Annotated in this window: 18 protein-coding genes; 9 read left to right on the plus strand and 9 right to left on the minus strand. The window is 73.0% G+C overall.

The annotated features are described in order from the left end of the window. The first annotated feature begins 20 nt into the window (after positions 1 to 20). From AB0398_RS12515 to AB0398_RS12525, 3 genes are all read left to right on the plus strand, one after another. A complete protein-coding gene (locus AB0398_RS12515; RefSeq protein WP_366374273.1) occupies positions 21 to 1,430 on the plus strand; it encodes a family 2B encapsulin nanocompartment shell protein in 1,410 nt (469 codons plus the stop codon). Between the two features lie 170 nt (positions 1,431 to 1,600). After that, positions 1,601 to 2,854, plus strand: coding sequence for a family 2 encapsulin nanocompartment cargo protein terpene cyclase (locus AB0398_RS12520; RefSeq protein WP_366374274.1), 1,254 nt, complete (start codon positions 1,601 to 1,603; stop codon positions 2,852 to 2,854). Between the two features lie 15 nt (positions 2,855 to 2,869). Next, positions 2,870 to 3,745, plus strand: a complete 876-nt coding sequence (locus AB0398_RS12525; RefSeq protein WP_366374276.1) for a geranyl diphosphate 2-C-methyltransferase — start codon at positions 2,870 to 2,872, stop codon at positions 3,743 to 3,745. An 87-nt stretch (positions 3,746 to 3,832) separates the two neighbouring features. Here the strand turns inward: AB0398_RS12525 and meaB are convergent, their stop codons facing one another. The 3 genes from meaB to AB0398_RS12540 are packed head-to-tail and all read right to left on the minus strand — an operon-like array spanning position 3,833 to position 8,810. After that, a complete protein-coding gene (gene meaB, locus AB0398_RS12530) occupies positions 3,833 to 4,828 on the minus strand; it encodes a methylmalonyl Co-A mutase-associated GTPase MeaB (protein WP_366374278.1) in 996 nt (331 codons plus the stop codon). Next, on the minus strand, positions 4,825 to 6,999 hold the full coding sequence (scpA, locus tag AB0398_RS12535) for a methylmalonyl-CoA mutase (protein WP_366374279.1): 2,175 nt from the start codon (positions 6,997 to 6,999) through the stop codon (positions 4,825 to 4,827). The genes meaB and scpA overlap by 4 nt, the downstream gene beginning before the upstream one ends. Continuing rightward, positions 6,996 to 8,810 carry a methylmalonyl-CoA mutase family protein gene (locus AB0398_RS12540; RefSeq protein ID WP_366374281.1) on the minus strand — a complete coding sequence of 605 codons (1,815 nt, stop codon included), beginning with the start codon at positions 8,808 to 8,810 and terminating at the stop codon, positions 6,996 to 6,998. The genes scpA and AB0398_RS12540 overlap by 4 nt, the downstream gene beginning before the upstream one ends. A gap of 139 nt (positions 8,811 to 8,949) precedes the next feature. Between AB0398_RS12540 and AB0398_RS12545 the strand changes: the two genes are divergently transcribed. Further along, positions 8,950 to 9,654, plus strand: a complete 705-nt coding sequence (locus tag AB0398_RS12545) for a DUF2470 domain-containing protein (RefSeq protein ID WP_366374282.1) — start codon at positions 8,950 to 8,952, stop codon at positions 9,652 to 9,654. Positions 9,655 to 9,786: 132 nt separating this feature from the next. Further along, positions 9,787 to 12,063, plus strand: coding sequence for an MMPL family transporter (locus tag AB0398_RS12550; protein ID WP_366374284.1), 2,277 nt, complete (start codon positions 9,787 to 9,789; stop codon positions 12,061 to 12,063). On the opposite strand, the gene AB0398_RS12555 is transcribed toward AB0398_RS12550, so the two are convergent. Continuing rightward, positions 12,060 to 12,986, minus strand: a complete 927-nt coding sequence (locus tag AB0398_RS12555; RefSeq protein ID WP_366374286.1) for a TIGR03564 family F420-dependent LLM class oxidoreductase — start codon at positions 12,984 to 12,986, stop codon at positions 12,060 to 12,062. The genes AB0398_RS12550 and AB0398_RS12555 overlap by 4 nt on opposite strands. A gap of 115 nt (positions 12,987 to 13,101) precedes the next feature. Between AB0398_RS12555 and AB0398_RS12560 the strand changes: the two genes are divergently transcribed. After that, complete coding sequence (locus tag AB0398_RS12560; RefSeq protein ID WP_366374287.1) at positions 13,102 to 13,629, plus strand: HD domain-containing protein; 528 nt, start codon at positions 13,102 to 13,104, stop codon at positions 13,627 to 13,629. A gap of 78 nt (positions 13,630 to 13,707) precedes the next feature. On the opposite strand, the gene AB0398_RS12565 is transcribed toward AB0398_RS12560, so the two are convergent. Then, a complete protein-coding gene (locus AB0398_RS12565; RefSeq protein ID WP_366374539.1) occupies positions 13,708 to 14,433 on the minus strand; it encodes a glycerophosphodiester phosphodiesterase family protein in 726 nt (241 codons plus the stop codon). A gap of 369 nt (positions 14,434 to 14,802) precedes the next feature. Here AB0398_RS12565 and AB0398_RS12570 point away from each other — a divergent pair, with 369 nt between their 5' ends. Both AB0398_RS12570 and AB0398_RS12575 read left to right on the plus strand, forming a co-directional pair. Then, complete coding sequence (locus AB0398_RS12570; RefSeq protein ID WP_366374289.1) at positions 14,803 to 15,567, plus strand: helix-turn-helix domain-containing protein; 765 nt, start codon at positions 14,803 to 14,805, stop codon at positions 15,565 to 15,567. A gap of 169 nt (positions 15,568 to 15,736) precedes the next feature. Then, positions 15,737 to 16,207: a hypothetical protein gene (locus tag AB0398_RS12575; protein WP_366374290.1), complete on the plus strand. Its 471-nt coding sequence runs from the start codon at positions 15,737 to 15,739 to the stop codon at positions 16,205 to 16,207. Between the two features lie 87 nt (positions 16,208 to 16,294). Here AB0398_RS12575 and AB0398_RS12580 read toward each other — a convergent pair whose 3' ends face one another. The 4 genes from AB0398_RS12580 to AB0398_RS12595 form a co-directional block, all read right to left on the minus strand. Then, on the minus strand, positions 16,295 to 17,740 hold the full coding sequence (locus AB0398_RS12580) for a GH1 family beta-glucosidase (RefSeq protein ID WP_366374292.1): 1,446 nt from the start codon (positions 17,738 to 17,740) through the stop codon (positions 16,295 to 16,297). A gap of 58 nt (positions 17,741 to 17,798) precedes the next feature. Continuing rightward, positions 17,799 to 18,710: a carbohydrate ABC transporter permease gene (locus tag AB0398_RS12585; protein WP_366374294.1), complete on the minus strand. Its 912-nt coding sequence runs from the start codon at positions 18,708 to 18,710 to the stop codon at positions 17,799 to 17,801. A 3-nt stretch (positions 18,711 to 18,713) separates the two neighbouring features. Beyond that, positions 18,714 to 19,718, minus strand: coding sequence for a sugar ABC transporter permease (locus AB0398_RS12590; protein ID WP_366374295.1), 1,005 nt, complete (start codon positions 19,716 to 19,718; stop codon positions 18,714 to 18,716). A gap of 91 nt (positions 19,719 to 19,809) precedes the next feature. After that, positions 19,810 to 21,144, minus strand: a complete 1,335-nt coding sequence (locus AB0398_RS12595) for an ABC transporter substrate-binding protein (protein WP_366374297.1) — start codon at positions 21,142 to 21,144, stop codon at positions 19,810 to 19,812. 371 nt (positions 21,145 to 21,515) lie between these two features. On the opposite strand from AB0398_RS12595, the gene AB0398_RS12600 reads away from it, so the two are divergent. Continuing rightward, complete coding sequence (locus AB0398_RS12600; RefSeq protein WP_366374299.1) at positions 21,516 to 22,538, plus strand: LacI family DNA-binding transcriptional regulator; 1,023 nt, start codon at positions 21,516 to 21,518, stop codon at positions 22,536 to 22,538. Positions 22,539 to 22,574 lie beyond the last annotated feature (36 nt).

Genomic DNA, 22,574 nt, shown 5'->3' on the forward strand with positions numbered 1-22,574 from the left:
CGCGGAAGAGAGCTCGCCCGATGACCGTTGACGACCGCCCGGACGTACGGCCCCTGCCGCCCCGGCAGTCCAGTCTGAGCACCGCGGCCGCCCGCAAGCTCGCCCACACGGCCAAGTCCGCCCCGCAGATGCAGGAGATCACCTCCCGCTGGCTGCTGCGGATGCTCCCCTGGGTGGAGACCAGGGGCGGCGCCTACCGGGTGAACCGCCGGCTCAGCCACACCGTCGGCGACGGGCGCGTCGAGTTCGTCCAGGACGGCGCCCGCGTCCGGGTCGTCCCGCGCGAGCTCGGCGAACTGGCCCTGCTGCGCGGCTTCGACGACGAGGAGGTGCTGACCGCGCTCGCCGCCCGGTGCGTCCAGCGCGACTTCCGCGCCGGAGAGGTGCTGGCCCGGCACGGCGACCCCGCCGAGGCACTCCACCTGATCGCCCACGGCCGGATCAACCAGACCTGCCCCGGCAAGTACGGCGGCGAGGACACCGTCGCCGTCCTCGCCGACGGCGACCACTTCGGTGAGAGCGCCCTCCTCGAAGCCGGCGCCGGCTGGGGCCGCACCGCCACCGCCGAGACCGCCGGCACCCTGCTCACCCTCTCCCGCGCCGACTTCGAGGCCGTACTGGCCCTGGCGCCCGGCCTCCAGGCCCACGTGCGGGAGCTCGGCTCCCTGGCCCACCGGCCGAAGAACAAGTACGGCGAGGCCGCGATCCCGATGTCGTCCGGCCACACGGGCGAGGTCGCGCTGCCGGGCGCCTTCGTCGACTACGAGCTCGCGCCGCGCGAGTACGAACTCTCCGTCGCCCAGACCGTCCTCAAGGTCCACACCCGCGTCGCCGACCTCTACAACGGCCCGATGAACCAGACGGAGGAACAGCTCCGGCTCACCGTCGAGGCGCTGCGCGAGCGCCAGGAGTACGAGCTGATCAACAACCGGGAGTTCGGCCTGCTCCACAACGCCGACTTCAAGCAGCGGATCCAGCCGCACTCCGGCCCGCCCACCCCGGACGACCTCGACGAGCTGCTCTGCCGTCGCCGGGGCACCAAGCTCTTCCTCGCCCACCCCCGGACGATCGCGGCGATCGGGCGCGAGCTCAACGCCCGCCGGATCCACCCGGACCACGTCGACCTCGACGGGCAGCGGGTCCAGACCTGGCGCGGGGTCCCGATCCTGCCCTGCGACAAGATCCCCATCAGTCCGGAGAACACCAGCTCGATCCTCGCCATGCGCCTCGGCGAGGACAACCAGGGCGTCGTCGGCCTGCGGCAGACCGGCCTGGCGGAGGAGTACGAACCGGGCGTCTCGGTCCGCTTCATGGGCATCGACGAGAAGTCGATCATCTCCTACCTGGTCACCACCTACTACTCCGCCGCCGTCCTGGTGCCCAACGCGCTCGGGGTCCTGGAGAACGTGGAGATCGCGCGCAGGCGCTAGCGCCCGGGCGCACCGGCGCCCACCGGCCCCTTCCGCACAGCCTGTTGGGCACGGACCGTCCAGTACAGCCCGTTCGTTCAGTACAGACCGTTCAGCACGGCCCGGAGCCCCCGGGCCGGGCGGGCACGCCCGGAACCGGGCCGTCCGCTCACCCCTCCAAGGAGTCACGGATGCCCGAACCCGGGCCTTCCCCCCTGCGGTCGGGCCTGCCCACCGCCGCCTCCCATACGCTCGCCCTGCCGGCCGCCCCGGACCTCCCCGCCGCTCCCGAGGCCGCCCCGGCCGCCCCGCCTCTCCGGGAAGCCGCCCCCGAACCACCGTCCCGGCCCGCCCTCGAACGGATCCTGCGCGGTCCCAGCGGTCTGGGCACGGCGGGTCTCTCCCTGGTCCCGCGCCCGGAGGCCCCCGCACCGGAGAAGCCGGCGGCGCCGGCCGATCCGGCGGAGGGCCGCCCGATCCCCGGCCTCTACTTCCATCCGGTGCCGGAGCCCGACCCCGCGCGCGTGGCGGAGGTCAGCCGCCGCATCAAGGAGTGGGCGGTGGACGAGGTCGACCTGTTCCCCGAGGACTGGGAGGGGCAGTTCGACGGCTTCCTGGTCGGCCGCTACATGGTCGCCTGCCACCCCGACGCTCCGACCGTCGACCACCTGATGGTCGCCACCCGCCTGATGGTCGCCGAGAACGCGGTCGACGACTGCTACTGCGAGGACCACGGCGGCTCGCCCGTCGGCCTCGGCGGGCGCCTCCTCCTCGCCCACACCGCCCTCGACCCGCTGCACACGACGTCGGCCTACCAGTCGCGGTGGGCGGAGTCGCTGCACGCGGACGCCCCCCGGCGCGCGTACCGCTCCGCCATGGAGTACTTCGTCCGGCAGGCCACCCCCTCCCAGGCGGACCGGTACCGGCACGACATGGCCCGGCTGCACCTGGGCTACCTCGCGGAGGCCGCCTGGGCCGAGACGGACCACCTGCCGGAGGTGTGGGAGTACCTCGCGATGCGGCAGTTCAACAACTTCCGCCCCTGCCCCACCATCACCGACACCGTCGGCGGCTACGAACTCCCCGCCGACCTGCACGCCCGGCCGGACATGCAGCGGGTGCTCGCGCTCGCCGGCAACGCCAGCACCATCGTCAACGACCTGTACTCGTACACCAAGGAACTGGCGACCCCCGGCCGCCACCTGAACCTGCCCGTGGTGCTCGCCGAGCGCGAATCCCTCTCCGAGAAGGACGCGTACCTGAAGGCGGTCGAGGTCCACAACGACCTCATGCGCGACTTCGAGTCCGAGGCCGCCGCCCTGGCCGCGGCCTGCCCCGTCCCGAGCGTGCTGCGCTTCCTGCGCGGCGTGGCCGTGTGGGTCGACGGCAACCACCACTGGCACCGGACCAACACCTACCGCTACAGCCTGCCCGACTTCTGGTAAGAAACGGAAACCTCAGTGACCAGCACCGACACGACCACCACCGCCGCGTTCGTCCCCGGCCCCGCGACCCCCTACCAGGGCGACATCGCGCGCTACTGGAACGCCGAGGCGCGGCCCGTGAACCTGCGCCTCGGCGACGTCGACGGGCTCTACCACCACCACTACGGCGTCGGAGCCGTCGACCACGCCGCCCTCGGGGACCCGGAGGACAGCGCGTACGAGAAGAAGCTCGTCGCCGAGCTGCACCGCCTGGAGTCGGCGCAGACCGACGTCCTCCTCGACCACCTCGGGGACGTCGGGCGCGAGGACACGCTCGTCGACGCCGGCTGCGGCCGGGGCGGTTCGAGCGTCATGGCCCACCAGCGCTTCGGCTGCACGGTCGAGGGCGTCACCCTCTCCTCCGCGCAGGCCGAGTTCGGCAACCGGCGCGCGAAGGAGCTGGGCATCGACGACCACGTCCGCGCCCGCGTCTGCAACATGCTCGACACCCCCTTCGAGAAGGGCTCCGTCACCGCCTCGTGGAACAACGAGTCGAGCATGTACGTCGACCTGGACGACCTCTTCGCCGAGCACGCCCGGTTCCTGAAGGTCGGCGGCCGGTACGTCACCGTCACCGGCTGCTGGAACCCGAAGTACGGCCAGCCGTCCAAGTGGGTGTCGCAGATCAACGCGCACTTCGAGTGCAACATCCACTCCCGCCGCGAGTACCTGCGCGCGATGGCCGACAACCGGCTCGTCCCGCAGGCCGTCGTCGACCTGACCCCGGAGACCCTGCCCTACTGGGAGCTGCGGGCCACGTCGTCCCTGGTCACCGGCATCGAGGAGGCGTTCATCGAGTCGTACAGGGACGGCTCCTTCCAGTACGTCCTGATCGCGGCCGACCGGGTCTGACCGCGGCCGGACCGGAAGAACCCGCCGGGGGCGCCGGGACCGACCTCCTACGGTCCCGGCGTCCCCGGCGCCGGCCGTTCTCCGGCGTCAGTCGTCGGCGCGCCCGGGGCCGTCCCCGAACGCCTTCAGAACCCGCTCGGCGGCCAGCGTAGCCGTCAACTCGCCTTCCCTGACCTGTCGTTCCAGGGCAGGCGCGAGTTCCTGGACCGCCGGGTTCGTGCGCAGGCGGTCGAGGAGTTCCTCGCGGACCATGGTCCAGGTCCAGTCGACCTGCTGGTCCTGGCGCTTAGCCGTGAGGCGGCCGGTGGAGTCGAGCAGGGCGCGGTGCCGCTCCAGGCGTCCCCACACCTCGTCGAGGCCCGAGGACTCCCGGGCGCTGCAACTGAGCACCGGCGGCGTCCAGAACGCGTCGGCGCCGTGCATCAGCCGCAGCGCGCCCGCCAGTTCGCGGGCGGCAGCCTTCGCGTCGCGCTCGTGCGGGCCGTCCGCCTTGTTGACGGCGACCACGTCGGCCAGTTCCAGGACGCCCTTCTTGATGCCCTGGAGCTGGTCGCCGGTGCGGGCCAGGGTCAGCAGGAGGAAGGAGTCGACCATGTTGGCGACGGCCGTCTCCGACTGGCCGACGCCCACCGTCTCCACCAGGACCACGTCGTACCCCGCCGCCTCCATGACGACGATCGACTCCCGGGTCGCCTTCGCGACCCCGCCGAGCGTGCCGGCGGTGGGGGAGGGGCGGACGAAGGCCGCCGGGTCGACGGCGAGGCGCTCCATCCGCGTCTTGTCGCCGAGGATGGAGCCGCCCGTACGGCTCGACGACGGGTCGACGGCGAGGACCGCCACCCGGTGGCCGAGCCCGGTCAGCATCGTCCCGAACGCGTCGATGAAGGTCGACTTGCCGACCCCGGGCACCCCGCTGATCCCGATCCGCACCGCCCGGCCGCTGTGCGGCAGCAGCTCGGTGAGGAGTTCCTGGGCGAGGGCCCGGTGCTGGGGCCGGGTGGACTCGACGAGGGTGATCGCCCGGGCGATCAGCGCGCGCTTCCCGTCGAGCACCCCCTTCACGTACGTGTCGAGTCCGATCACAGGTCGTGCCCGAGGCCGGCGGCGAGGCGCGTCACCAGGTCGTGGGCCGCGTCCGGGATGACGGTGCCGGGCGGGAAGACCGCCGCCGCGCCCATCTCCAGGAGCGTCGCCACGTCCTGCGGGGGAATCACCCCGCCGACCACGATCATGATGTCCTCGCGGCCCTCCGCCGCCAGCTCCTCCCGGAGCGCCGGCACGAGGGTCAGGTGACCCGCGGCCAGCGAGGAGACCCCGACGATGTGCACGTCCGCCTCGACGGCCTGACGGGCGACCTCGGCCGGGGTCTGGAACAGCGGGCCGACGTCCACGTCGAAGCCCAGGTCGGCGAAGGCCGTGGCGATCACCTTCTGGCCGCGGTCGTGCCCGTCCTGGCCCATCTTGGCGACCAGGATGCGCGGACGCCGTCCCTCGGCCTCGCCGAAGGCGTCCACCAGGGTCCGGGTGCGCTCCACGGAGGGCGACTCCCCCGCCTCGTTGCGGTACACACCGGAAATGGTACGGATCTGGCCCGCGTGGCGCCCGTACACCTTCTCCAGGGCGTCCGAGATCTCGCCGACGGTGGCCTTGGCGCGGGCCGCGTTCACCGCCAGTTCGAGCAGGTTGCCCTCGCCGCCCGCCGCGCGGGTGAGCGCGTCGAGCGCGTCCTGGCAGGCGGTCTCGTCCCGCTCCTCGCGCAGCCGGCGCAGCTTGGCGATCTGCTGGGCGCGCACCGAGGAGTTGTCGACCTTGAGCACGTCGATCTGCTCGTCGGTCTCCACCCGGTACTTGTTGACGCCGATCACCGGCTGCCGGCCGGAGTCGATCCGGGCCTGGGTACGGGCCGCGGCCTCCTCCACGCGCAGCTTGGGGATGCCCGCGTCGATGGCCTTCGCCATGCCGCCGGCGCCCTCGACCTCCTGGATGTGCTGCCAGGCGCGGCGCGCGAGGTCGTAGGTCAGCCGCTCGACGTACGCGCTGCCGCCCCACGGGTCGATGGTCCGGCAGGTGCCCGACTCCTGCTGGAGGAGGAGCTGGGTGTTGCGGGCGATGCGGGCCGAGAAGTCGGTCGGCAGGGCGAGGGCCTCGTCGAGCGCGTTGGTGTGCAGCGACTGGGTGTGGCCCTGGGTCGCCGCCATCGCCTCCACACAGGTGCGGGTGACGTTGTTGAACACGTCCTGCGCGGTCAGCGACCAGCCCGAGGTCTGCGAATGCGTGCGCAGGGAGAGCGACTTGGTGTTCTTCGGGTCGAACTGCTTGACCAGCTTGGCCCACAGGAGGCGGGCCGCGCGCAGCTTGGCGACCTCCATGAAGAAGTTCATGCCGATCGCCCAGAAGAACGACAGGCGCGGGGCGAACGCGTCCACGTCGAGCCCGGCCTCGCGGCCCGCGCGGATGTACTCGACGCCGTCCGCGAGCGTGTACGCCAGCTCCAGGTCGGCCGTCGCACCGGCCTCCTGGATGTGGTAGCCCGAGATGGAGATCGAGTTGTAGCGCGGCATCCGCTGCGAGGTGTAGGCGAAGATGTCGGAGATGATCCGCATCGAAGGCCCGGGCGGATAGATGTACGTGTTGCGGACCATGAACTCCTTGAGGATGTCGTTCTGGATGGTCCCGGCCAGCTTCTCGGGCGGTACGCCCTGCTCCTCGGCGGCCACGATGTAGAGCGCGAGGACCGGCAGGACGGCGCCGTTCATCGTCATCGACACCGTCATGCGGTCCAGCGGGATGCCGTCGAACAGCTGGCGCATGTCGTAGATCGAGTCGATGGCGACGCCCGCCATGCCGACGTCGCCGGTGACGCGCGGATGGTCGCTGTCGTAGCCGCGGTGGGTCGGCAGGTCGAAGGCGACCGACAGGCCCTTCTGGCCGGCCGCCAGGTTGCGCCGGTAGAAGGCGTTCGACTCCTCGGCGGTGGAGAAGCCGGCGTACTGCCGGATCGTCCAGGGCTGGTTGACGTACATCGTCGGGTACGGGCCGCGCAGGTACGGCGCCATGCCCGGGCGGGTGTCCAGGAAGTCGAGGCCCTCCAGGTCCTGCCCGGTGTAGAGCGGCTTGACGCCGATGCCCTCCGGGGTCTCCCAGAGCAGGTCGTCGCCGTCCGCGGCCTTCTTGACGGCCGTGCGCCACTCGTCGGAGCCGGCGCCGCGGGCGGGGGACCCGAGTTCGATCCCGGAGAAGTCGGGGACGGTCATCGGGACACTCCCATGCGGTCGAGGGCGGTGGTGAGCAGGGCGACGGCGTCACAGCCCGCAAAGAGGTACGTGTCGACGCCGGAGTACTGCCCCGGGCGGCCGGCGAGGAGGACGTGCTCCGCCCCCGCCGCGCGCAGCTCGGCCGCGGTGGCCCCGGCCCGCTCCTCGTACAGCGCGTCGCTGGAGCAGAGGCAGGCCTCGCGGGCGCCGCTCTCCTCGAACGTGCCCTCGGTGACCGGCTCGATGCCGCCCGCCTGGAAGAGGTTGGCGGCGAACGTCAGGCGGGCCGAGTGGGCGGCGGCCGGGCCGAGCGCGGCCAGGTAGACCCTGGGCCGGGCGCCGGTCGCCGCGAGGTGGGCGTCGGACCGGGCGCGCAGCGCCTCGTACGCCTCGTCGCGGCGGACGCGGGGCAGGCCGCCGGAGGGCGGCTCGGGCGCGGGAGCGCGCTCGACGGGCTTCTCCGCGAGGTGCGGGAACTCGCTGACGCCGGTGATCGGCTCGCGGCGGGTGGCGAGCTTCCTGCTCCGGGCCGCCCAGGTCTCGGCCAGGCGCTCGCCGACGAAGCCGGAGCGCAGCGCGGCCTCCTGGCCGCCCTCCCGCTCGATCGTCCGGAAGAACTCCCAGCCCGCGTGGGCCAGCTCGTCGGTGAGCCGCTCCACGTACCAGGAGCCGCCGGCCGGGTCGATGACCCGGGCGAGGTGGGACTCCTCGATGAGGACGGTGGAGGTGTTGCGGGCGATGCGGCGGGCGAACGCGTCCGGCAGGCCGAGCGCGTCGTCGAAGGAGAGCACGGTGACGCTCTCCGCGCCGCCGACCCCGGCGGCGAGGGTGGCGATCGTGGTGCGCAGCATGTTCACCCACGGGTCGCGGCGCGTCATCATCACCGGCGAGGTCACCGCGTGCTGGCGCTGCGCGCCCGCCTCCGGGGCGCCGGAGGCCTCGGCCACCCGGGCCCAGAGCCGGCGCGCCGCGCGGAACTTGGCGATCGTCAGGAACTGGTCGGCGGTGGCCGCGTAGCGGAACTCGATCTGCCCGAGCGCCTCCGTGACGTCCAGACCGGTTTCGGTGAGCCCGCGCAGGTAGGCCACGCCCGTCGCGAGCGAGCAGCCCAGCTCCTGCGCGGCCGAGCCGCCGGCCTCGTGGTACGGCAGGGCGTCCACGGTCAGGGCCCGCAGGCCCGGGTACCCGTCGGCGCAGCGGCGCGCGAGGCCGGCGACGGACGCGAGGTCGTAGGAGGGGCGGCCGGTGCGGGCCTCGTGGCCCAGCGGGTCCGCGCCCAGGTTGCCCCGGGCCGCGTCCGGGGCGACGCCCCGCTCCTCGTACAGGCGGAAGAGGCGCTCGGCGGCGGCCGCGGTCTGGTCGCCGGCGTCGAGGACGACGGGCGCGAGGTCCAGGTAGACGCCGGCGAGGGTCGCGTTGAGGGAGTCGACCGGGACGGCCGCGTCGCCGACGCCCAGCCACAGGGAGGTGACGCCGTTCTCCAGGTCGGAGAGGACCGCGGCGTTGTCGGGCGCCAGGTGGCGCTGGCGCACGTCCCAGCCGCCGGCGGTGTTGCCCTCGGCCCGGCCGCCGCGCACGAAGGGCGCGAAGCCGGGCAGGCCGGGATCGGGTGCCGCGTCGCGCGCGGTGTACAGCGGGCGCGTGTCGAGGCCGTCCTCCAGCAGGGTGGACAGGGCGTCCTCGGCTTCGGCGCCGGAGACCTCCTTGCCCGATTTGCGCAGGACGCCCGCCACGAGGTTGTGCCACTGCTCATGTGGCGCGTCTGGGAATTCGGACGCCAGGGAGAGCCCGTCGTCAGGCAGGACCGTCATGCTCGGATGCTAGGGGAGATCGCTAAAGGATCAGGAGAGCGCGCGACTGTGACCTTCTTCTCTTCGCCGCGATGAGTTAGGTTAGGCTTGCCTAAGTAGCAGCTTCGGCCTTTCCGTCCCCTGCTCCGGGAGAACCCGCATGCGCCCCTTCAGCCCCCGCCCCACCCGCCCCACCCCTGCGGAACGCGTGCGCTCCATCCTGACCGCGGCCCACTCCATGACCGTCGTCACCGACGGCGGCGAGCAGGAGGTGCACCGCCTCGACGGCACGGGACCGATGGGCCACATCCACCTGCACGACCCCTTCGAGGACTGCCCCACCGGACGGGCCGCACGCCTCCCCGTGCGCCTCGAACTCACCGACATCGCCCCCACCCCGGTCCGCGACCGCCTCCGCGCCCGCGTCACCCTCACCGGCCTCCTCGACGCCCCCTACGAGTCCGAGGCCACCCGCAGCACGTGCATGGAGTTCGGCCAGGCCCTCCTGGAGGACGCCGACGGCCGCACCTTCGTCGCCCTCGACGAACTCCAGGCGACCGAGCCCGACCCCATGGCCACCTGCGAGGCGGCCATGCTCACCCATCTGGTCGACGACCACGCCGAACTCGTCCCCCTGCTGCTCCGCCTCGTCCGGCCCCGCCCCGACCGCGACATGGTCCGCGCCCTCCCCGTCGCCCTGGACCGCTACGGCATCACCCTGCGCCTCGAACACCCCACCGGCCACCAGGACGTCCGGCTGCCCTTCCCCACCCCCGTCAGCGACATCGACGAGGCCGGCCCCCGCATCCACGCCCTCCTCTCCGCCGCCCGCCGCTCCTCCCACCCCAACCGCCTGCTGACCTGAACGGCCCCGGCCCGGGCCCCGCGCCCGGCCGAGATGCCGAAGCGCGGCCGCGGACGAAGAATGGACGGGTCGGCCCGTACGCCACCGGCGCCGGAACCGCTCGGGGATCCCCTACCGGGACACGGCCACGCCATGAACGCAGGAAGCCCGGCCGAGGGCCGCCCGTCATCGCCTAAGGGCGCCCTCTACCGCACCGGTCACTGGTGCGCCCGCCACTTCGTCGTCGTCATCGTGCTGTGGCTGGCCGCCATGGTGGGCCTCCAGCTCATCGACCGGGCCGTCGGCGGCCAGTACTCCGACGACTTCGACCTCCCCGGAGTCCAGTCGGCCCAGGGCCTCGACGTCCTCAAGGCGCACGACCCCGCGGCCGGCGGCTACGGCGCCCAGATAGTCCTGAACCGGCCCTCGGGTCCCCTCACCGACGAGGCGTCCGCCGTCAACTCCGCCGTCGCGGCCCTGGAGAAGCTGCCCGACGTCCTCAGCGCCCAGAACCCGCTGCCGCCGCCGGGCACCACCCCGCCCGCCACCCCCGCCGGAACCCCCAATACCGGCCCGCTCTCCACCGACGGCAAGACGGCCTACATCACCGTCCGCTTCGGCGTGCAGCCCTCCACCCTGGGCGCCGACTACCTGAACGGCGTCGACGCGGCCGTCCAGCCGCTCCGGGACGCCGGCGTCACCGTCGAGTACGGCGGCACCCTCGGCGAACTGGCCCGCCCCGAGACCGACGACCGCACCAGCGAGGCCATCGGCTTCGCCGTCGCGATCGTGGTCCTCGTCATCGGCTTCGGCAGCCTGATCGCCGCCGCCCTGCCCCTCGTCACGGCGCTCCTCGGGGCGGTCTGCGGCCTCGCCCTCCTCGGCCTCATGGCCGCCGCCTTCACCTTCGGCACCGTCTCGCCCACCCTCGCCACGATGATCGGACTCGGCGTCGGCATCGACTACGCCCTCTTCCTCATCACCCGGCACCGCCAGAACCTCATGAACGGCCACGATCCCGCCGACTCGGCGGGCCTCGCGACCACCACCAGCGGCCGCGCCGTCCTGGTCTCCGGCTGCACCGTCATCATCGCCCTGTCAGGGCTGTGGGTCTCCGGCGTCACCTTCATCGGAAAACTCGGCCTCGCCGCCGCCTTCACCGTCGTCACCGCCGTGCTCTCCGCGCTCACCCTCGTCCCCGCCCTGCTCGGACTCGTCGGCCGCCGCATCGACCGCTACCACCTCCGCAAGCCCGTCGCGGAGACCGACGCCGAACCCGGAGCGCCCGCCCACGGAACCTGGCACCGCTACGCCCAACGGGTGGAGAAGCGCCCCTGGTGGTTCCTGACCGGCGGAGTCCTGGCCCTCCTCGTCCTGGCCTTCCCGCTGCTCTTCATCCAGCTCGGCCACATCGGCGACGGAGCCGATCCCGAGTCCTTTACCGACCGGCGGGCCTACGACCTCGTCTCCACGGCCTTCGGCCCCGGCGCCAACGGCCCCCTGACCCTCGTCGTCGACCAGTCGGCCGTCCCCGCCGACGACCGGGCGGCCCTCGCCGGCAAGCTCCAGCAGTCCCTCGCCGACGTCCCCGACGCCGCCTCCGTCACCCCCCTCCAGACCACCTCCGACGGCCAGGTCCTCGTCGGGACCGCCTACTCGGTCGCCTCCCCGCAGGACGAGCGGACCACTCAGCTCACCGACCACCTCGTCGACGACGTGCTGCCGCAGGCGATGGCCGGGACCGAGGCGAAGACCTACGTCACCGGCACCACCGCGGCCCAGGTCGACTTCCTCGACATCGTGTCCAGCCGGCTCCCGCTGATCATCGCCGTGGTCGTCGGCCTCGCCTTCCTCGTCATCCTGATCGTCTTCAGAGGCCTCCTCGTCGCCCTCAAGGCCGCCGTCCTCAACGTCCTCTCCATCGCCGCCTCCTACGGCGTGGTCGTCGCCGTCTTCCAGTGGGGCTGGGGCGGACCCGCGCTCGGCGTCTCCGGCAAGGTGCCCATCGAGAGCTACGTCCCGATGATGATGTTCGCCATCGTCTTCGGCCTGAGCATGGACTACGAGATCTTCCTGCTGTCCCGCGTCCGCGAGGCCTGGCTGCGCACCGGCGACCCCAAGGCGGCGGTCGCCCACGCCCTGGAGATCACCGCCCGCGTCATCACCTGCGCCGCGCTCATCATGGTCAGCGTCTTCGCGGCCTTCATCGTCTCCGACGACATCGTCGTCAAGATGCTCGGCCTCGGCCTCGCCGCCAGCGTCCTCATCGACGCCACCGTGGTCCGCCTGCTGCTCGTCCCCGCCGTGATGACCCTCCTCGGCAGCCAAGCCTGGTGGATCCCCCGCCGCCTCGACCGGATCCTGCCCCACCTGGACACCGAGGGAGAGGGCGAGGCCGAACCGGAACGGACCCCGACGGGCGGGAACTAGGGCGTGTTCAGCTCCCCGAGCAGCTTCCAGGTGCGGCGCCGGTCCTCCTCGCCGTTCACCTCCGTCGCGGTGAACACCACCTCCGTCGCCCCCGCCTCGCGGTAGCGCCGTATCCCCGCGGCCACGGTCTCCTCGTCGCCGATCAGGGCCAGGTCGGCGGCCCGCTCGGCCCCCGACAGCTCGATCACCCGCCGGTAGGAGGGGATCTTCTCGTAGAGCGCGAGGGCCTCGGCCGAGGCCTCCCGCACGGCGTCCGCGTCGGACGTGACCACCCCCGGCACGAGGGCCACGACCCGGGGCGCGGGACGGCCCGCCGCCCCGGCCGCCGCGTTGACCGCGGGCACGATGTGCTCGGCGAGCGCCCGGGGGCCCGCCAGGAACGGCAGGATGCCGTCGGCGAGTTCACCGCTGACCCGCAGCGCCTGCGGTCCCATGGCGGCGACCAGGACCGGCACCGGCGGCTCGGCGCCCGGCACCGACGCCGAGTACGGGGTCGTGGCGGTCAGCAGTTCTCCGTGGAAGTCGGCGTCGCCCGTCTCCAGGAGCGGACGCAGGGCCGTGAGGAACTCCCTGAGCAGCCCGATCGGCCGCTCGTACGGGAGGCCGAAGGCGGTCTCGGTCAGATGGCGGGTGCCGAGGGCGAGCCCGAGGTGGTAGCGGCCGCCGGTGGCGGCCTGCGCCGTCTGCGCCTGGGCCGAGACGACCAGCGGGTGCCGGCCGAAGACCGGGATCGCGGCCGTACCGACCTGGAGGCCCGGCACCTCGCGCCCCACGATCGCGGCGAGCGAGGGCGAGTCGTACGCGAAGGACTGGCCGAACCACGCGGAGTGCAGGCCGGCGTCGCGCGCCTCCCGCGCGAGCCGCACCGTGTCGTCGATCGGAAGCTGACGGGAGGTCGAACTGAGCGTTGCTCCGAGATTCATGCACCCGGCAACGGGCCCCTCCCGGACCGGCATTCCCGTTCCCGTATGACAAACATGTGTCGGGAGCCCGGGGCCCCTCGCGGTGCCGTCCGCCGCGCCCCGCCATGATGGGGGCATGAAGACTCTCGCCGAGGTGGACGCACTGGCCGACCGCGCGCACGCCGGACAGGTCGACAAGACCGGCGTCCCGTACGTCGAACACGTCCGCGCCGTCGCGGCCGGCCTGGCACCCCTCGGCACGCACCTGGCCATGGCCGGTCTGCTGCACGACGTCGTCGAGGACACCGCGTGGACGGCGGAGCGGCTCCGCGCCGCCGGGATCCCGGACCGGGTCGTCGCCCTCGTCGAGGCCGTCACCAACCGGCCGGACCTCACGTACGAGGAGAAGGTCCGGCAGATCGCGGCCGACCCCGACGCCACCCTCGTGAAGATCGCCGACAACGCGCACAACAGCCGCACCGACCGGTCCGCCGGGCTCCCGCCCGGCCAGCGGGAACGGCTCGCCGCCAAGTACCGCGCGGCCCGCGCCGTCCTCTGGCCCGCCGCCGACCCCGACCGGATCGCGACGATCCTGCGCGTGGTCAACCCGGACCTCCTGGCCGAACTCGACGGCCCCGCTCCGGGCACCGGCACGCCCTCCTGACCCGGCGCGACCGCCCGCACATCGGGGCAGCCCCTTCCGGTCCGGGGCCGCCCCTTCCGGTCCTGGGCCGGACAGGCCCTAGCCCGCGCTCCGCCCCGCCGTCCAGCCCACCAGCTCGGCGGGCCGGTTGGTGATGACGCCGTCCACGCCGAGGGCGTCCATCGTCTTCCAGCGGGCGGGGGCGTCGACCGTCCAGACGTTGACCGCCACGCCCGCCGCGTGCAGCTCGCCGACCACCTCCGGCCGGTCGGTCAGGACGGTGTGCGAGACGTTGTACGCGGTGAGGCCCAGCTCCCGCGCGAGCGCGACCGGATCGGGGTCCAGGGCGGAGCGCAGGAGGCCGAGCGGGAGTTCGGGCGCCAGCTCGCGCGCGTACCGCAGGGAGGCGACGTCGAAGCTCTGGACGAAGACCCGGCGCGTTATGGCCTGCTCCCCGACCTCCCGCACGATCCGGGCCACCTCTTCGCGGCTGTGCCTGCCCTTGATCTCCAGGAGCAGGTTGCCGCCGCGCTCCCGCAGGTCCGCGAGCTGGGCGGCCAGGGTCGGGACGCGGGCGCCCGCGTAGACCGGGGCGAACCAGGAGCCCGCGTCCAGGGCGTCGAGCCGGGCGGAGGTCAGGGAGCGGATCGGGCCCGTCCCGTCGGTGGTCCGGTCGACGGTCGGGTCGTGCAGGACGTACGGCACGCCGTCGCTGCTCGGCTGGACGTCGTTCTCGATCCACTTCGCCCCGCCCCGCCGGGCGACCTCGTCGGCGACCAGCGTGTTCTCGGGCGCGGCGGAGGAGGCCCCCCGGTGGGCGAACACGGTCAACGGCGCCCCGGCGGGACGGATCCAGGGATTCCCCCGGGCCTTGGCGTCCTGCCCGGAGGGACGGGGCACGGACGGCGACGCCGGAGGGGACGGAGCGGTCGCGAACACGGTCGCGAACACCGCCGCGGCGACGGCCCCGGCCGTGAAGCCGACGGCCCGGCGACGGGAGCGGAAAACGGATGGAAGCGCATCTTTCATGAGGGCACACCCTAGAGGGGACGTATCGGAACATCGGCGTGTTCGCGCCACGACGCGCGGTCCGAGCCCCTTCGCCGGAACGTCCGGTCTGCGGCATGGTGGAAGACGTGCCCGGAGCCGTGCCGTCGGGGGACCACGGCCGGGTGTACGACGTGAGGGGGACTCATGGACACGCATACGGATACGGATACGGGTACGGAGCCGGGGGCGGACCGCGCCGGGGCGGCCGAGGCGCGGGACGGAGCCGAGCGGGGCCCGCGCGGCCGGAGCGGCCGGGGGGTGCTCGAAGGGGCGTTCGCTCTGCTCGACGCCCTCCGCCGGAACGGCGACGAGGCCGGGGTGACCGAACTGGCCCTCGCCTGCGGGGTGCCCAAGGGCAGCGTCCACCGGCTGCTCGACCAACTCGTCGGCGTCGGCGCCGTCGAGCGGACCGGGAACCGCTACCGGGTCGGCCCCCAGCTCTACCGCCTCGGCCAGGCCTGGGAACCCCACCCCGGCCTCCGCCCCGCCGCCAGGCTGCCGCTCCAGCGCCTGCGGGCCGCCACCGGCGCGAGCGTCGTCCTCGTCGTGATGCGCGAGGAGACGGCGCTCACGGTCGGCTCGGTGCCGGGGGACCTGGAACCCCTCCTGCCCGTACGGGACGGACTCGCGTTCCGGCTCGACACGGCCGCCGGAAAGGCCCTGCGGGGACCCCTGAGGGGCGGCGCCGTCCTCGACCGGGAGGACGTGATGGAAGGGGTGTGCTGCGCCTCGCTGCCGGTCCGCGCCCCGGACGGGCGCACGGTCGCCGCCCTCGCCGCCATGGTCCCGGCGGGCCGCCGGCTCGACGCGCTCGCCCACGCCGTCGCCGGGGCCGGTGCCGCGATCACCCGTGCGCTCGCCGGCGGCGGCCGGCGGAGACCGCTCCCGCCGACCGTCCTCGCACCCTGACGGAACTCTCCGACGGCGCCTGTTCCGGCCAGTGGAACGCGCGTAGAACCGGGCCGGGGGAGCGGGGCACAGTGGATGTCGTGCCGGGGGGAAACGGCACACCGGGACCGCCGGGGAAGGCGGACCGGAATCCACGTCACACCCGTGACCCGTTGTGTGGGGGGACCACATGCGCAAGAACCGAGCCGCCCGACTGGCCGCCGCCGCCCTGCTCGGACTCGGAGGCCTCGGCGCCTTCGCCGGCACCGCGCACGCCGAGCCGATCGACTACGTGAAGATCGAACTCGTCGAGCTGCACTGCCAGAAGAACAGTGAGGGCGACCACGACGAGGCCTACCTCAAGATCACCGACGCCAACGGCAACGCCGTCAAGGTCTGGCCCGGCGGCAGCCTCAAGTACCAGACCATGGGCACCGGTTACGTCCGCTCCATGGCCGACGGCAACAGCAGCGCGGCCCTCATCCTGGGCAAGCAGCAGGCCCGCACCCTGACCCTGTGGGACTACGACACGACCAGCGGCGACGACAAGCTCGGCGCCACCCTGGTCACCGGCACCGAGGTCGGCGCCGAGACCCAGTGGCGCACCGTCGAGGGCTCCGGCGGCGTCTACGTCATCGGCTACCGGGTGATCGACATCTGACAGGCGCCCGGAACGTCACGAGGGCCGTGCCGGTGATCCGGCACGGCCCTCCGCGCGTCTCCTGCCCCGACCCGCGTCCGAGGACGGTCAGCCCGCTTCCGGGGCCGTCAGCTCGCCCGACCGCGCCACCCGCGCGTACCAGCGGGCGCTCGACTTCGGCGTCCGCTCCAGGGTGTCGTAGTCGACCCGGACCGCCCCGAACCGCTTCGCGTAGCCGTACGCCCACTCGAAGTTGTCGAGCAGCGACCAGAGGAAGTAGCCGCGCACGTCCACGCCGTCCGCGAGCGCCCGGTGCACCGCCTCCAGGTGCGCGTGCACATAGGCGGCCCGCTCCGGGTCGTGCACCGAACCGTCCGGGCCGACCACGTCCTCGTACGCCGCCCCGTTCTCGCTGATCACCAGCGGAAGGCCGGGGTACGCGGCGGACACCCGCTTCAGCAGGTTGTACAGCGCGCCCGCGTCGACCGGCCAGCCCATCGCCGTCCGTTCGCCCGGCGCCCGGTGGAACGCCACCCGGTCCGCCCCCGGCCACGGGGAGTGCGGACTGTCGCCGTGCCCGTCGTCCTGCGGCTTCTCCGCGCCCTCCGCGACCTCCGACACCAGGGTCGGCGCGTAGTAGTTGACCGCCAGCAGGTCCAGCGGCTGCTTCGCCGTCGCCGCGTCCCCGTCCCGTACGAAGGACCAGTCGGTGAGGTGCGCGGTGTCGGCGAGCAGGTCCTCCGGGTAGGCGCCCTCCAGCATCGGCCCCAGCCAGACCCGGTTGCCGACGGCGTCGATGCGGCGGACCGCGTCCAGGTCCCCGGCGGAGCCGGTCAGCGGCCGCACCTCGTGCAGGTTGAGCGAGACGGAGAGCTGCCGCCGGTCCGCCGGCAGCGCGGCCCGCAGCGCCTGGACCGCGAGCCCGTGCCCCAGGTTCAGGTGGTGGGCCGCGCGCAGGGCGGCCACCGGGTCGGTGCGGCCCGGCGCGTGCACCCCGGAGCCGTACCCCAGGAAGGCGCTGCACCAGGGCTCGTTGAGCGTGGTCCACCGGGAGACCCGGTCGCCGACGGCGTCCGCGACGATCCCCGCGTACTCGGCGAACCGCTCGGCGGTCGACCGCTCCGGCCAGCCCCCCGCGTCCTCCAGCTCCTGCGGCAGGTCCCAGTGGTAGAGCGTCAGGGCCGGCTCGATCCCGGCGGCCAGCAGCTCGTCCACGAGCGCCCGGTAGAAGTCCAGGCCCTTCTGGACGGCGGGGCCCCGCCCGGTGGGCTGCACCCGGGACCATGAGACGGAGAACCGGTAGGCGTTCAGGCCCAGTTCGGACATCAGGGCGACGTCCTCGCGGAACCGGTGGTAGTGGTCCACGGCCACGTCGCCGGTGTGGCCCTCGAAGACCTTGCCGGGGGTGTGCGAGAAGGTGTCCCAGATGGACGGGGTACGGCCGTCCTCCGCCGCCGCTCCCTCGATCTGGTACGCGGCGGTGGCCGCGCCCCAGAGGAAGCCGGGCGGGAACGAGCGGGTGGCGGTGAGCGGCCGGGTTTCGGACGCGGTCATAGGAGGGCGCTCCCAACGCTGGTGCGGGACGGGTACGTTGTGGTGGGGGAGGGGCCGGTCAGCTCTTGACGGCGCCGGCCGTGATGCCGCCCACGATGTGCTTGCCGAGGAAGGCGAAGACGAGCAGCAGCGGCACGGTGGAGATCAGGGCGCCGGTCAGCACGATGGCGTGGTCCACGCTGTGGTTGCCCGCGCCGAGCCCGGCGAGCGCCACCTGGAGGGTGGGGCTGCCGTCCGGGGTGAGCGCGATGAACGGCCAGAAGAAGTCGTTCCACGACTGGACGAAGACCAGCATGCCGAGCACCGCCATCGCGGGCCGGGCCACCGGGAAGACCACGTGCCAGATCACCCGGAGGCTGTGCGCGCCGTCCATCCGGGCCGCCTCCACCAGCTCCACGGGCAGCGCCTCGACGAGGAACTGGCGCATGAAGAACACGCCGAAGGCGGCGACGAGCGAGGGCAGGACGACCGACTGGAGCTGGTCGACCCAGCCCAGGTCCGTGACGATCCGGTAGAGCGGGATGACGCTGAGCTGAGGCGGGATCGTCATGGTGGCGACCACCAGCGAGAGCAGCATCGTCCGCCCCCGGAAGGGCAGTTTGGCGAAGGCGAAGCCGGCGAGCGTGGAGAAGAGGACGGTGGACACGGCCACCAGGCTCGCCACGATCGTCGTGTTGACCAGCGCCTCGCCCATGTCGACCTGGTTCCAGGCGAAGGTGAGGTTGTCGAAGAGGCGGGGGCCGGGCAGCAGCGGCGCCGGGGCCTCCACGACCCGCTCGCCGGTGTGCGAGGCGGCGACCACGTTCCAGTACAGCGGGAAGAGCGAGACCACCGCGGCGAGCGCGAGCAGGACGTACGTGAGCGGTCCGGCGTGGTGCTGCCGGCCGGCCGACTGGCGGAAGCGCCGGCCGGGCGCGGGCCGTTCTGTGGCCGGGCCCGTCGGCCGGGGCGTGTCGAGGGTGCGCGCCATGGGTCAGCCTCCCAGCTTCTTGCGGTTGTGGCGGGAGACGAGCGCCTGGACGCCGCCGACGATCAGCAGGAGCAGCAGCATCACCCAGGCGATGGCCGAGGCCTGGCCGAGGGCGCCGGTGACCCACCCCTTCTCGTACATCAGCAGGCTCAGCGTCTGAAACTGGTTGCCGCTGCCGCCGCTGATGCCGACGCTGCCGCCGTAGAGCATCGGCTCGCCGAAGAGCTGGGTGGCGCCGATGGTGGAGACCACGATCGTGAAGAGGATGGTGGGGCGGATGGAGGGGATGGTGACGCTGAGGAACTGGCGCCAGCGCGAGGCCCCGTCCAGCGAGGCCGCCTCGTACAGGTCCTGCGGCACGGCCTGCATGGCCGCCAGGTAGATCAGCGCGTTGTAGCCGGTCCAGCGCCAGGTCACGATCGTCGAGATCGCGATCTGCGCGGGCCACTTGGACGCCTCCCAGTCGACCGGGCCGACGCCGGTCCACTCCAGGAGGCTGTTGATCATCCCGTAGTCGGTGTTGAACAGCTGGGCGAAGACCAGGGTCGCCGCCGCGATCGAGGTGGCGTACGGGGCGAGGATCGCGACCCGGAAGAAGCCGCGGCCCCGCAGCCTGTAGTTCAGCAGGTGCGCCAGGCCCAGGGCCATGAGCAGCTGCGGGACGGTCGAGATGACCCCGATGGTGAAGGTGTTGACGAGCGCGTTCCAGAAGAACTCGCTGGTCGCGAGGTCGGTGTAGTTCTCCAGGCCCTTCCACTCGGCCCCGCCGCCGAGCTCCACCCGGTGCAGGGAGAGCCAGCCGGTGTAGATCAGCGGGAAGAGGCCGAAGGCGGCGAAGGTGAGGAAGAAGGGGGCGACGAAGACGTACGGGACCGCCTTCAGGTCCCAGCGGTAGAGGGTGCTGCGCCAGCCGCCGGGGGCGGGGCGGCGGCCGCGCGGGCCGGGGGAGGAGGGCGGGTCGGCGGGCGGCGGGAAGCCGTCGGACCGCGCCCGGACGGAGGTGGCCACGGGGGCGTCCTTCCAGGTCGATGCGTGCGCTGGTGCGGACGGTGCCGGTCCGCCGCCCGGCAGGCGGCGGCGGACCGGCACGCGGCCCCCGCTACTGGTCGATCTTGTCGTCGACCAGCTTCTTGACGTTCTCCCAGGCCTTGGCCGGGTCGGTGCCGCGCTGCTCGATGTCGAGGATGCCGTTGTCGGTGAGGAAGGTCTTCACCTGGCCGTCCCAGCGGCTGATGCTCGCGGGCGTGATCCTGGCCGCGGCGCCGGAGAAGATCTTGCCGACCGGGGTGTCGCCGAAGTACGGCAGCCTGGCCTCCTGGACGGCGACCGAGGTGAGCGTGTCCTTGGACGAGGGGATGTTGCCGTTGACAGCGAACACCTTGGCGTGCTGCTCCGGGGCGGTCAGCCAGGCGGCGAGCTCGGCCGCCTCCTTGGCGTGCTTCCCGGACTTCGGCACGGCGAGGAAGGCCCCGCCCCAGTTGCCGGCCACCGGCGGCGCGGCGATGTCCCACTTGCCCTGGTTGGCGGGTCCGGCCTGGTCCTTGATGATGCCGGTCATCCAGCTCGGGCAGGCGACGGTGGCGAACTTCGCGTTCTTGAAGGCCGCGTTCCAGGTGCCCTTCTCGTCGAACTGGCGCAGCTTGGCCGTGAGTCCGTCCCGCGCCGCCGAGACGGCGGTGTCCCAGGCCTTCTTCACGCCGGGGCTGTTCTCCCAGTCGAGCTTGCCGCTCGCGTCGGCGTACTGCACCGGGTCGCTGGAGACGACCGCGTTGAAGAGGCCGCTCGCCGAGTCGTGGAAGGCGGTCCCGGCGGGCGCGCTCTTCTGATAGGTCTTGCCGACCTCAAGGAACTTGGACCAGTCGCCGGCCCACAGCTTCCCCACGGCGTCGCGGTCGGTGGGCAGCTTGGCCTTGGCGAAGAGGTCCTTGTTGTAGCAGACGGCCATGGGGCCGATGTCGGTGCCGAGGCCGATCACCCTGCCGTCGGCGGTGGTCGCCTGCTTCACCTTCCAGTCGAGGAAGGCGTCGAGCTTCGCGCCGCCCTCCTTGCCCAGGTCGACCCACTTGTCCGCCATGGTGGAGCCGGTCGCCTCGGCGATGTAGCCGACCTCGATCGCCTGGACGTCCGCGAGCCCGCTGTTGCGAGAGAGGCGCAGCTTCAGCGTGTCCCAGTACTTCTGCCCGTCGGCGACGTTCGACTCCTCGATCTTGATGCCGGGGTGGGTCTTCTCGTACTCGGCGTAGAGCTTGGCGCCGGTCTTGTCGTCGTAGCCGAAGGAACCGAAGGTCCCGACCCGCAGCGTGATCGTGCCGCCGCTCTTGGCGCCGTCGCCGTCGTCGCCGCCGCAGCCGGTGAGCAGGGCCGTGCCGGTCATGACGGCGGCGACCGCCGCGACCGCCGTGCGGCGCCCGCGTCTGCTGCTGGAAGTGCGCATTCCACTCTCCTCGTCCAAGGTGGTGCTCGTTGTGCGCCGGGGGGATCCGGTCGGCTGAACGCGGCTCGGCGGCGGCCGGCCCGGACCCGTGGCGGGTTTCGCGCCCCCCATATGGGAGCGCTCCCACGTCGTTGCCGGAAGGTTGCTGCCTGCCGGGTGCGAGTGTCAAGACGTGAAGGCGGATTCGTTACCGGAAGGTTTTCCCGGGGTTTCGCGCCCTTCCGGCGCCCCGGTCGCCCCGCCTCCCGGACGATCTCCCGGGCGCACCTCATGGCGCGGAGGGGTTCGGGTGATCTAATGTGGGAGCGCTCCCATCCTCTGTGGGAGCCGCTTGAACAGCACTTCTGCCTACGAGGGGAGCCGGTGGGGTCGTGAACGGACGGCAGAGCGGCAGACCCACCCTGGAACAGGTCGCGGCCAGGGCCGGGGTCGGCCGGGGCACGGTCTCCCGGGTCATCAACGGCTCGCCCCGGGTCAGCGAACGGGCCAGGACGGCCGTCGCCAGAGCGGTCACGGAACTCGGCTACGTGCCCAACCAGGCCGCCCGCGCCCTGGCCGGCAGCCGCACCGACGCGATCGCGCTCGTCATCCCCGAGGCCGAGGCCCGGCTCTTCGCGGAGCCCTACTTCCTCGACCTCATCCGCGGGGTCAGCGCCGAACTGGCCGAACACGACAAACAGTTGTTGCTCACCCTGGTCCGCAGCGAGCAGGAGCGGCAGCGCTTCGAGCAGTACCTCGCGGCCCAGCGCGTCGACGGGGTGCTGCTCGCCTCCGTCCACGGCGACGACCCCCTGCCCGAGCGGATCGGGGAGCTGGGCCTGCCGGTCGTCATGAACGGGCGCCGCACGGAGGCCGAACCCGTGCCGTACGTGGACTCCGACAACATCGGGGCGGGGCGGGCGGCCGTCGCCCACCTGGTGGGACGCGGCCGGAGCCGGATCGCGACCGTCACCGGGCCGCTCGACATGTACGTGGCGCGCGCCCGGCTCGGCGGCTACCGGGCCGGCCTCGCGGAGGCCGGTCTCGCGCCCGACGAGGAGCTGGTCGCGGCGGGCGACTTCACCGAGGAGGGCGGCCGGCGGGCCACGCGGCTGCTGCTCGACCGCCGACCGGACCTGGACGCGGTCTTCGCCGCCTCCGACGTGATGGCGGCCGGCGCGCGCGGGGCCCTGCGGGAGGCGGGCCGCCGGGTGCCCGAGGACGTGGCCCTCGTCGGGGTCGACGACTCGCCGGTGGCACGGCTCATGGACCCGCCGCTGACCAGCGTGCGGCAGCCGATCGAGGAGATGGGCCGCACGATGGCGCGGATGCTGGTCCGGGGCATCGCGGAGGAGCGGACGGAGCCCTGCCGGCACGTACTGCCGACGGACCTCGTGGTGCGCGAGTCGTCCTGAGGGGACGGGCCCCGCGGCCCGGTGGATTCCGGACCG

It is taken from the genome of Streptomyces sp. NPDC086147 (assembly GCF_040702165.1).
In the GTDB taxonomy this organism is placed as follows: domain Bacteria; phylum Actinomycetota; class Actinomycetes; order Streptomycetales; family Streptomycetaceae; genus Streptomyces.

Coding starts and splice junctions, on each gene's coding strand:
- AB0398_RS12545 (WP_366374282.1), top strand. CDS start 8,950: ATGCGCCCCTTCAGCCCCCGCCCCACCCGCCCCACCCCTGCGGAACGC.
- AB0398_RS12520 (WP_366374274.1), top strand. CDS start 1,601: ATGCCCGAACCCGGGCCTTCCCCCCTGCGGTCGGGCCTGCCCACCGCC.
- AB0398_RS12550 (WP_366374284.1), top strand. CDS start 9,787: ATGAACGCAGGAAGCCCGGCCGAGGGCCGCCCGTCATCGCCTAAGGGC.
- AB0398_RS12570 (WP_366374289.1), top strand. CDS start 14,803: ATGGACACGCATACGGATACGGATACGGGTACGGAGCCGGGGGCGGAC.
- AB0398_RS12595 (WP_366374297.1), bottom strand. CDS start 21,144: ATGCGCACTTCCAGCAGCAGACGCGGGCGCCGCACGGCGGTCGCGGCG.
- AB0398_RS12580 (WP_366374292.1), bottom strand. CDS start 17,740: ATGACCGCGTCCGAAACCCGGCCGCTCACCGCCACCCGCTCGTTCCCG.
- AB0398_RS12555 (WP_366374286.1), bottom strand. CDS start 12,986: ATGAATCTCGGAGCAACGCTCAGTTCGACCTCCCGTCAGCTTCCGATC.
- AB0398_RS12540 (WP_366374281.1), bottom strand. CDS start 8,810: ATGACGGTCCTGCCTGACGACGGGCTCTCCCTGGCGTCCGAATTCCCA.
- AB0398_RS12585 (WP_366374294.1), bottom strand. CDS start 18,710: ATGGCGCGCACCCTCGACACGCCCCGGCCGACGGGCCCGGCCACAGAA.
- scpA (WP_366374279.1), bottom strand. CDS start 6,999: ATGACCGTCCCCGACTTCTCCGGGATCGAACTCGGGTCCCCCGCCCGC.
- AB0398_RS12575 (WP_366374290.1), top strand. CDS start 15,737: ATGCGCAAGAACCGAGCCGCCCGACTGGCCGCCGCCGCCCTGCTCGGA.
- AB0398_RS12560 (WP_366374287.1), top strand. CDS start 13,102: ATGAAGACTCTCGCCGAGGTGGACGCACTGGCCGACCGCGCGCACGCC.
- AB0398_RS12515 (WP_366374273.1), top strand. CDS start 21: ATGACCGTTGACGACCGCCCGGACGTACGGCCCCTGCCGCCCCGGCAG.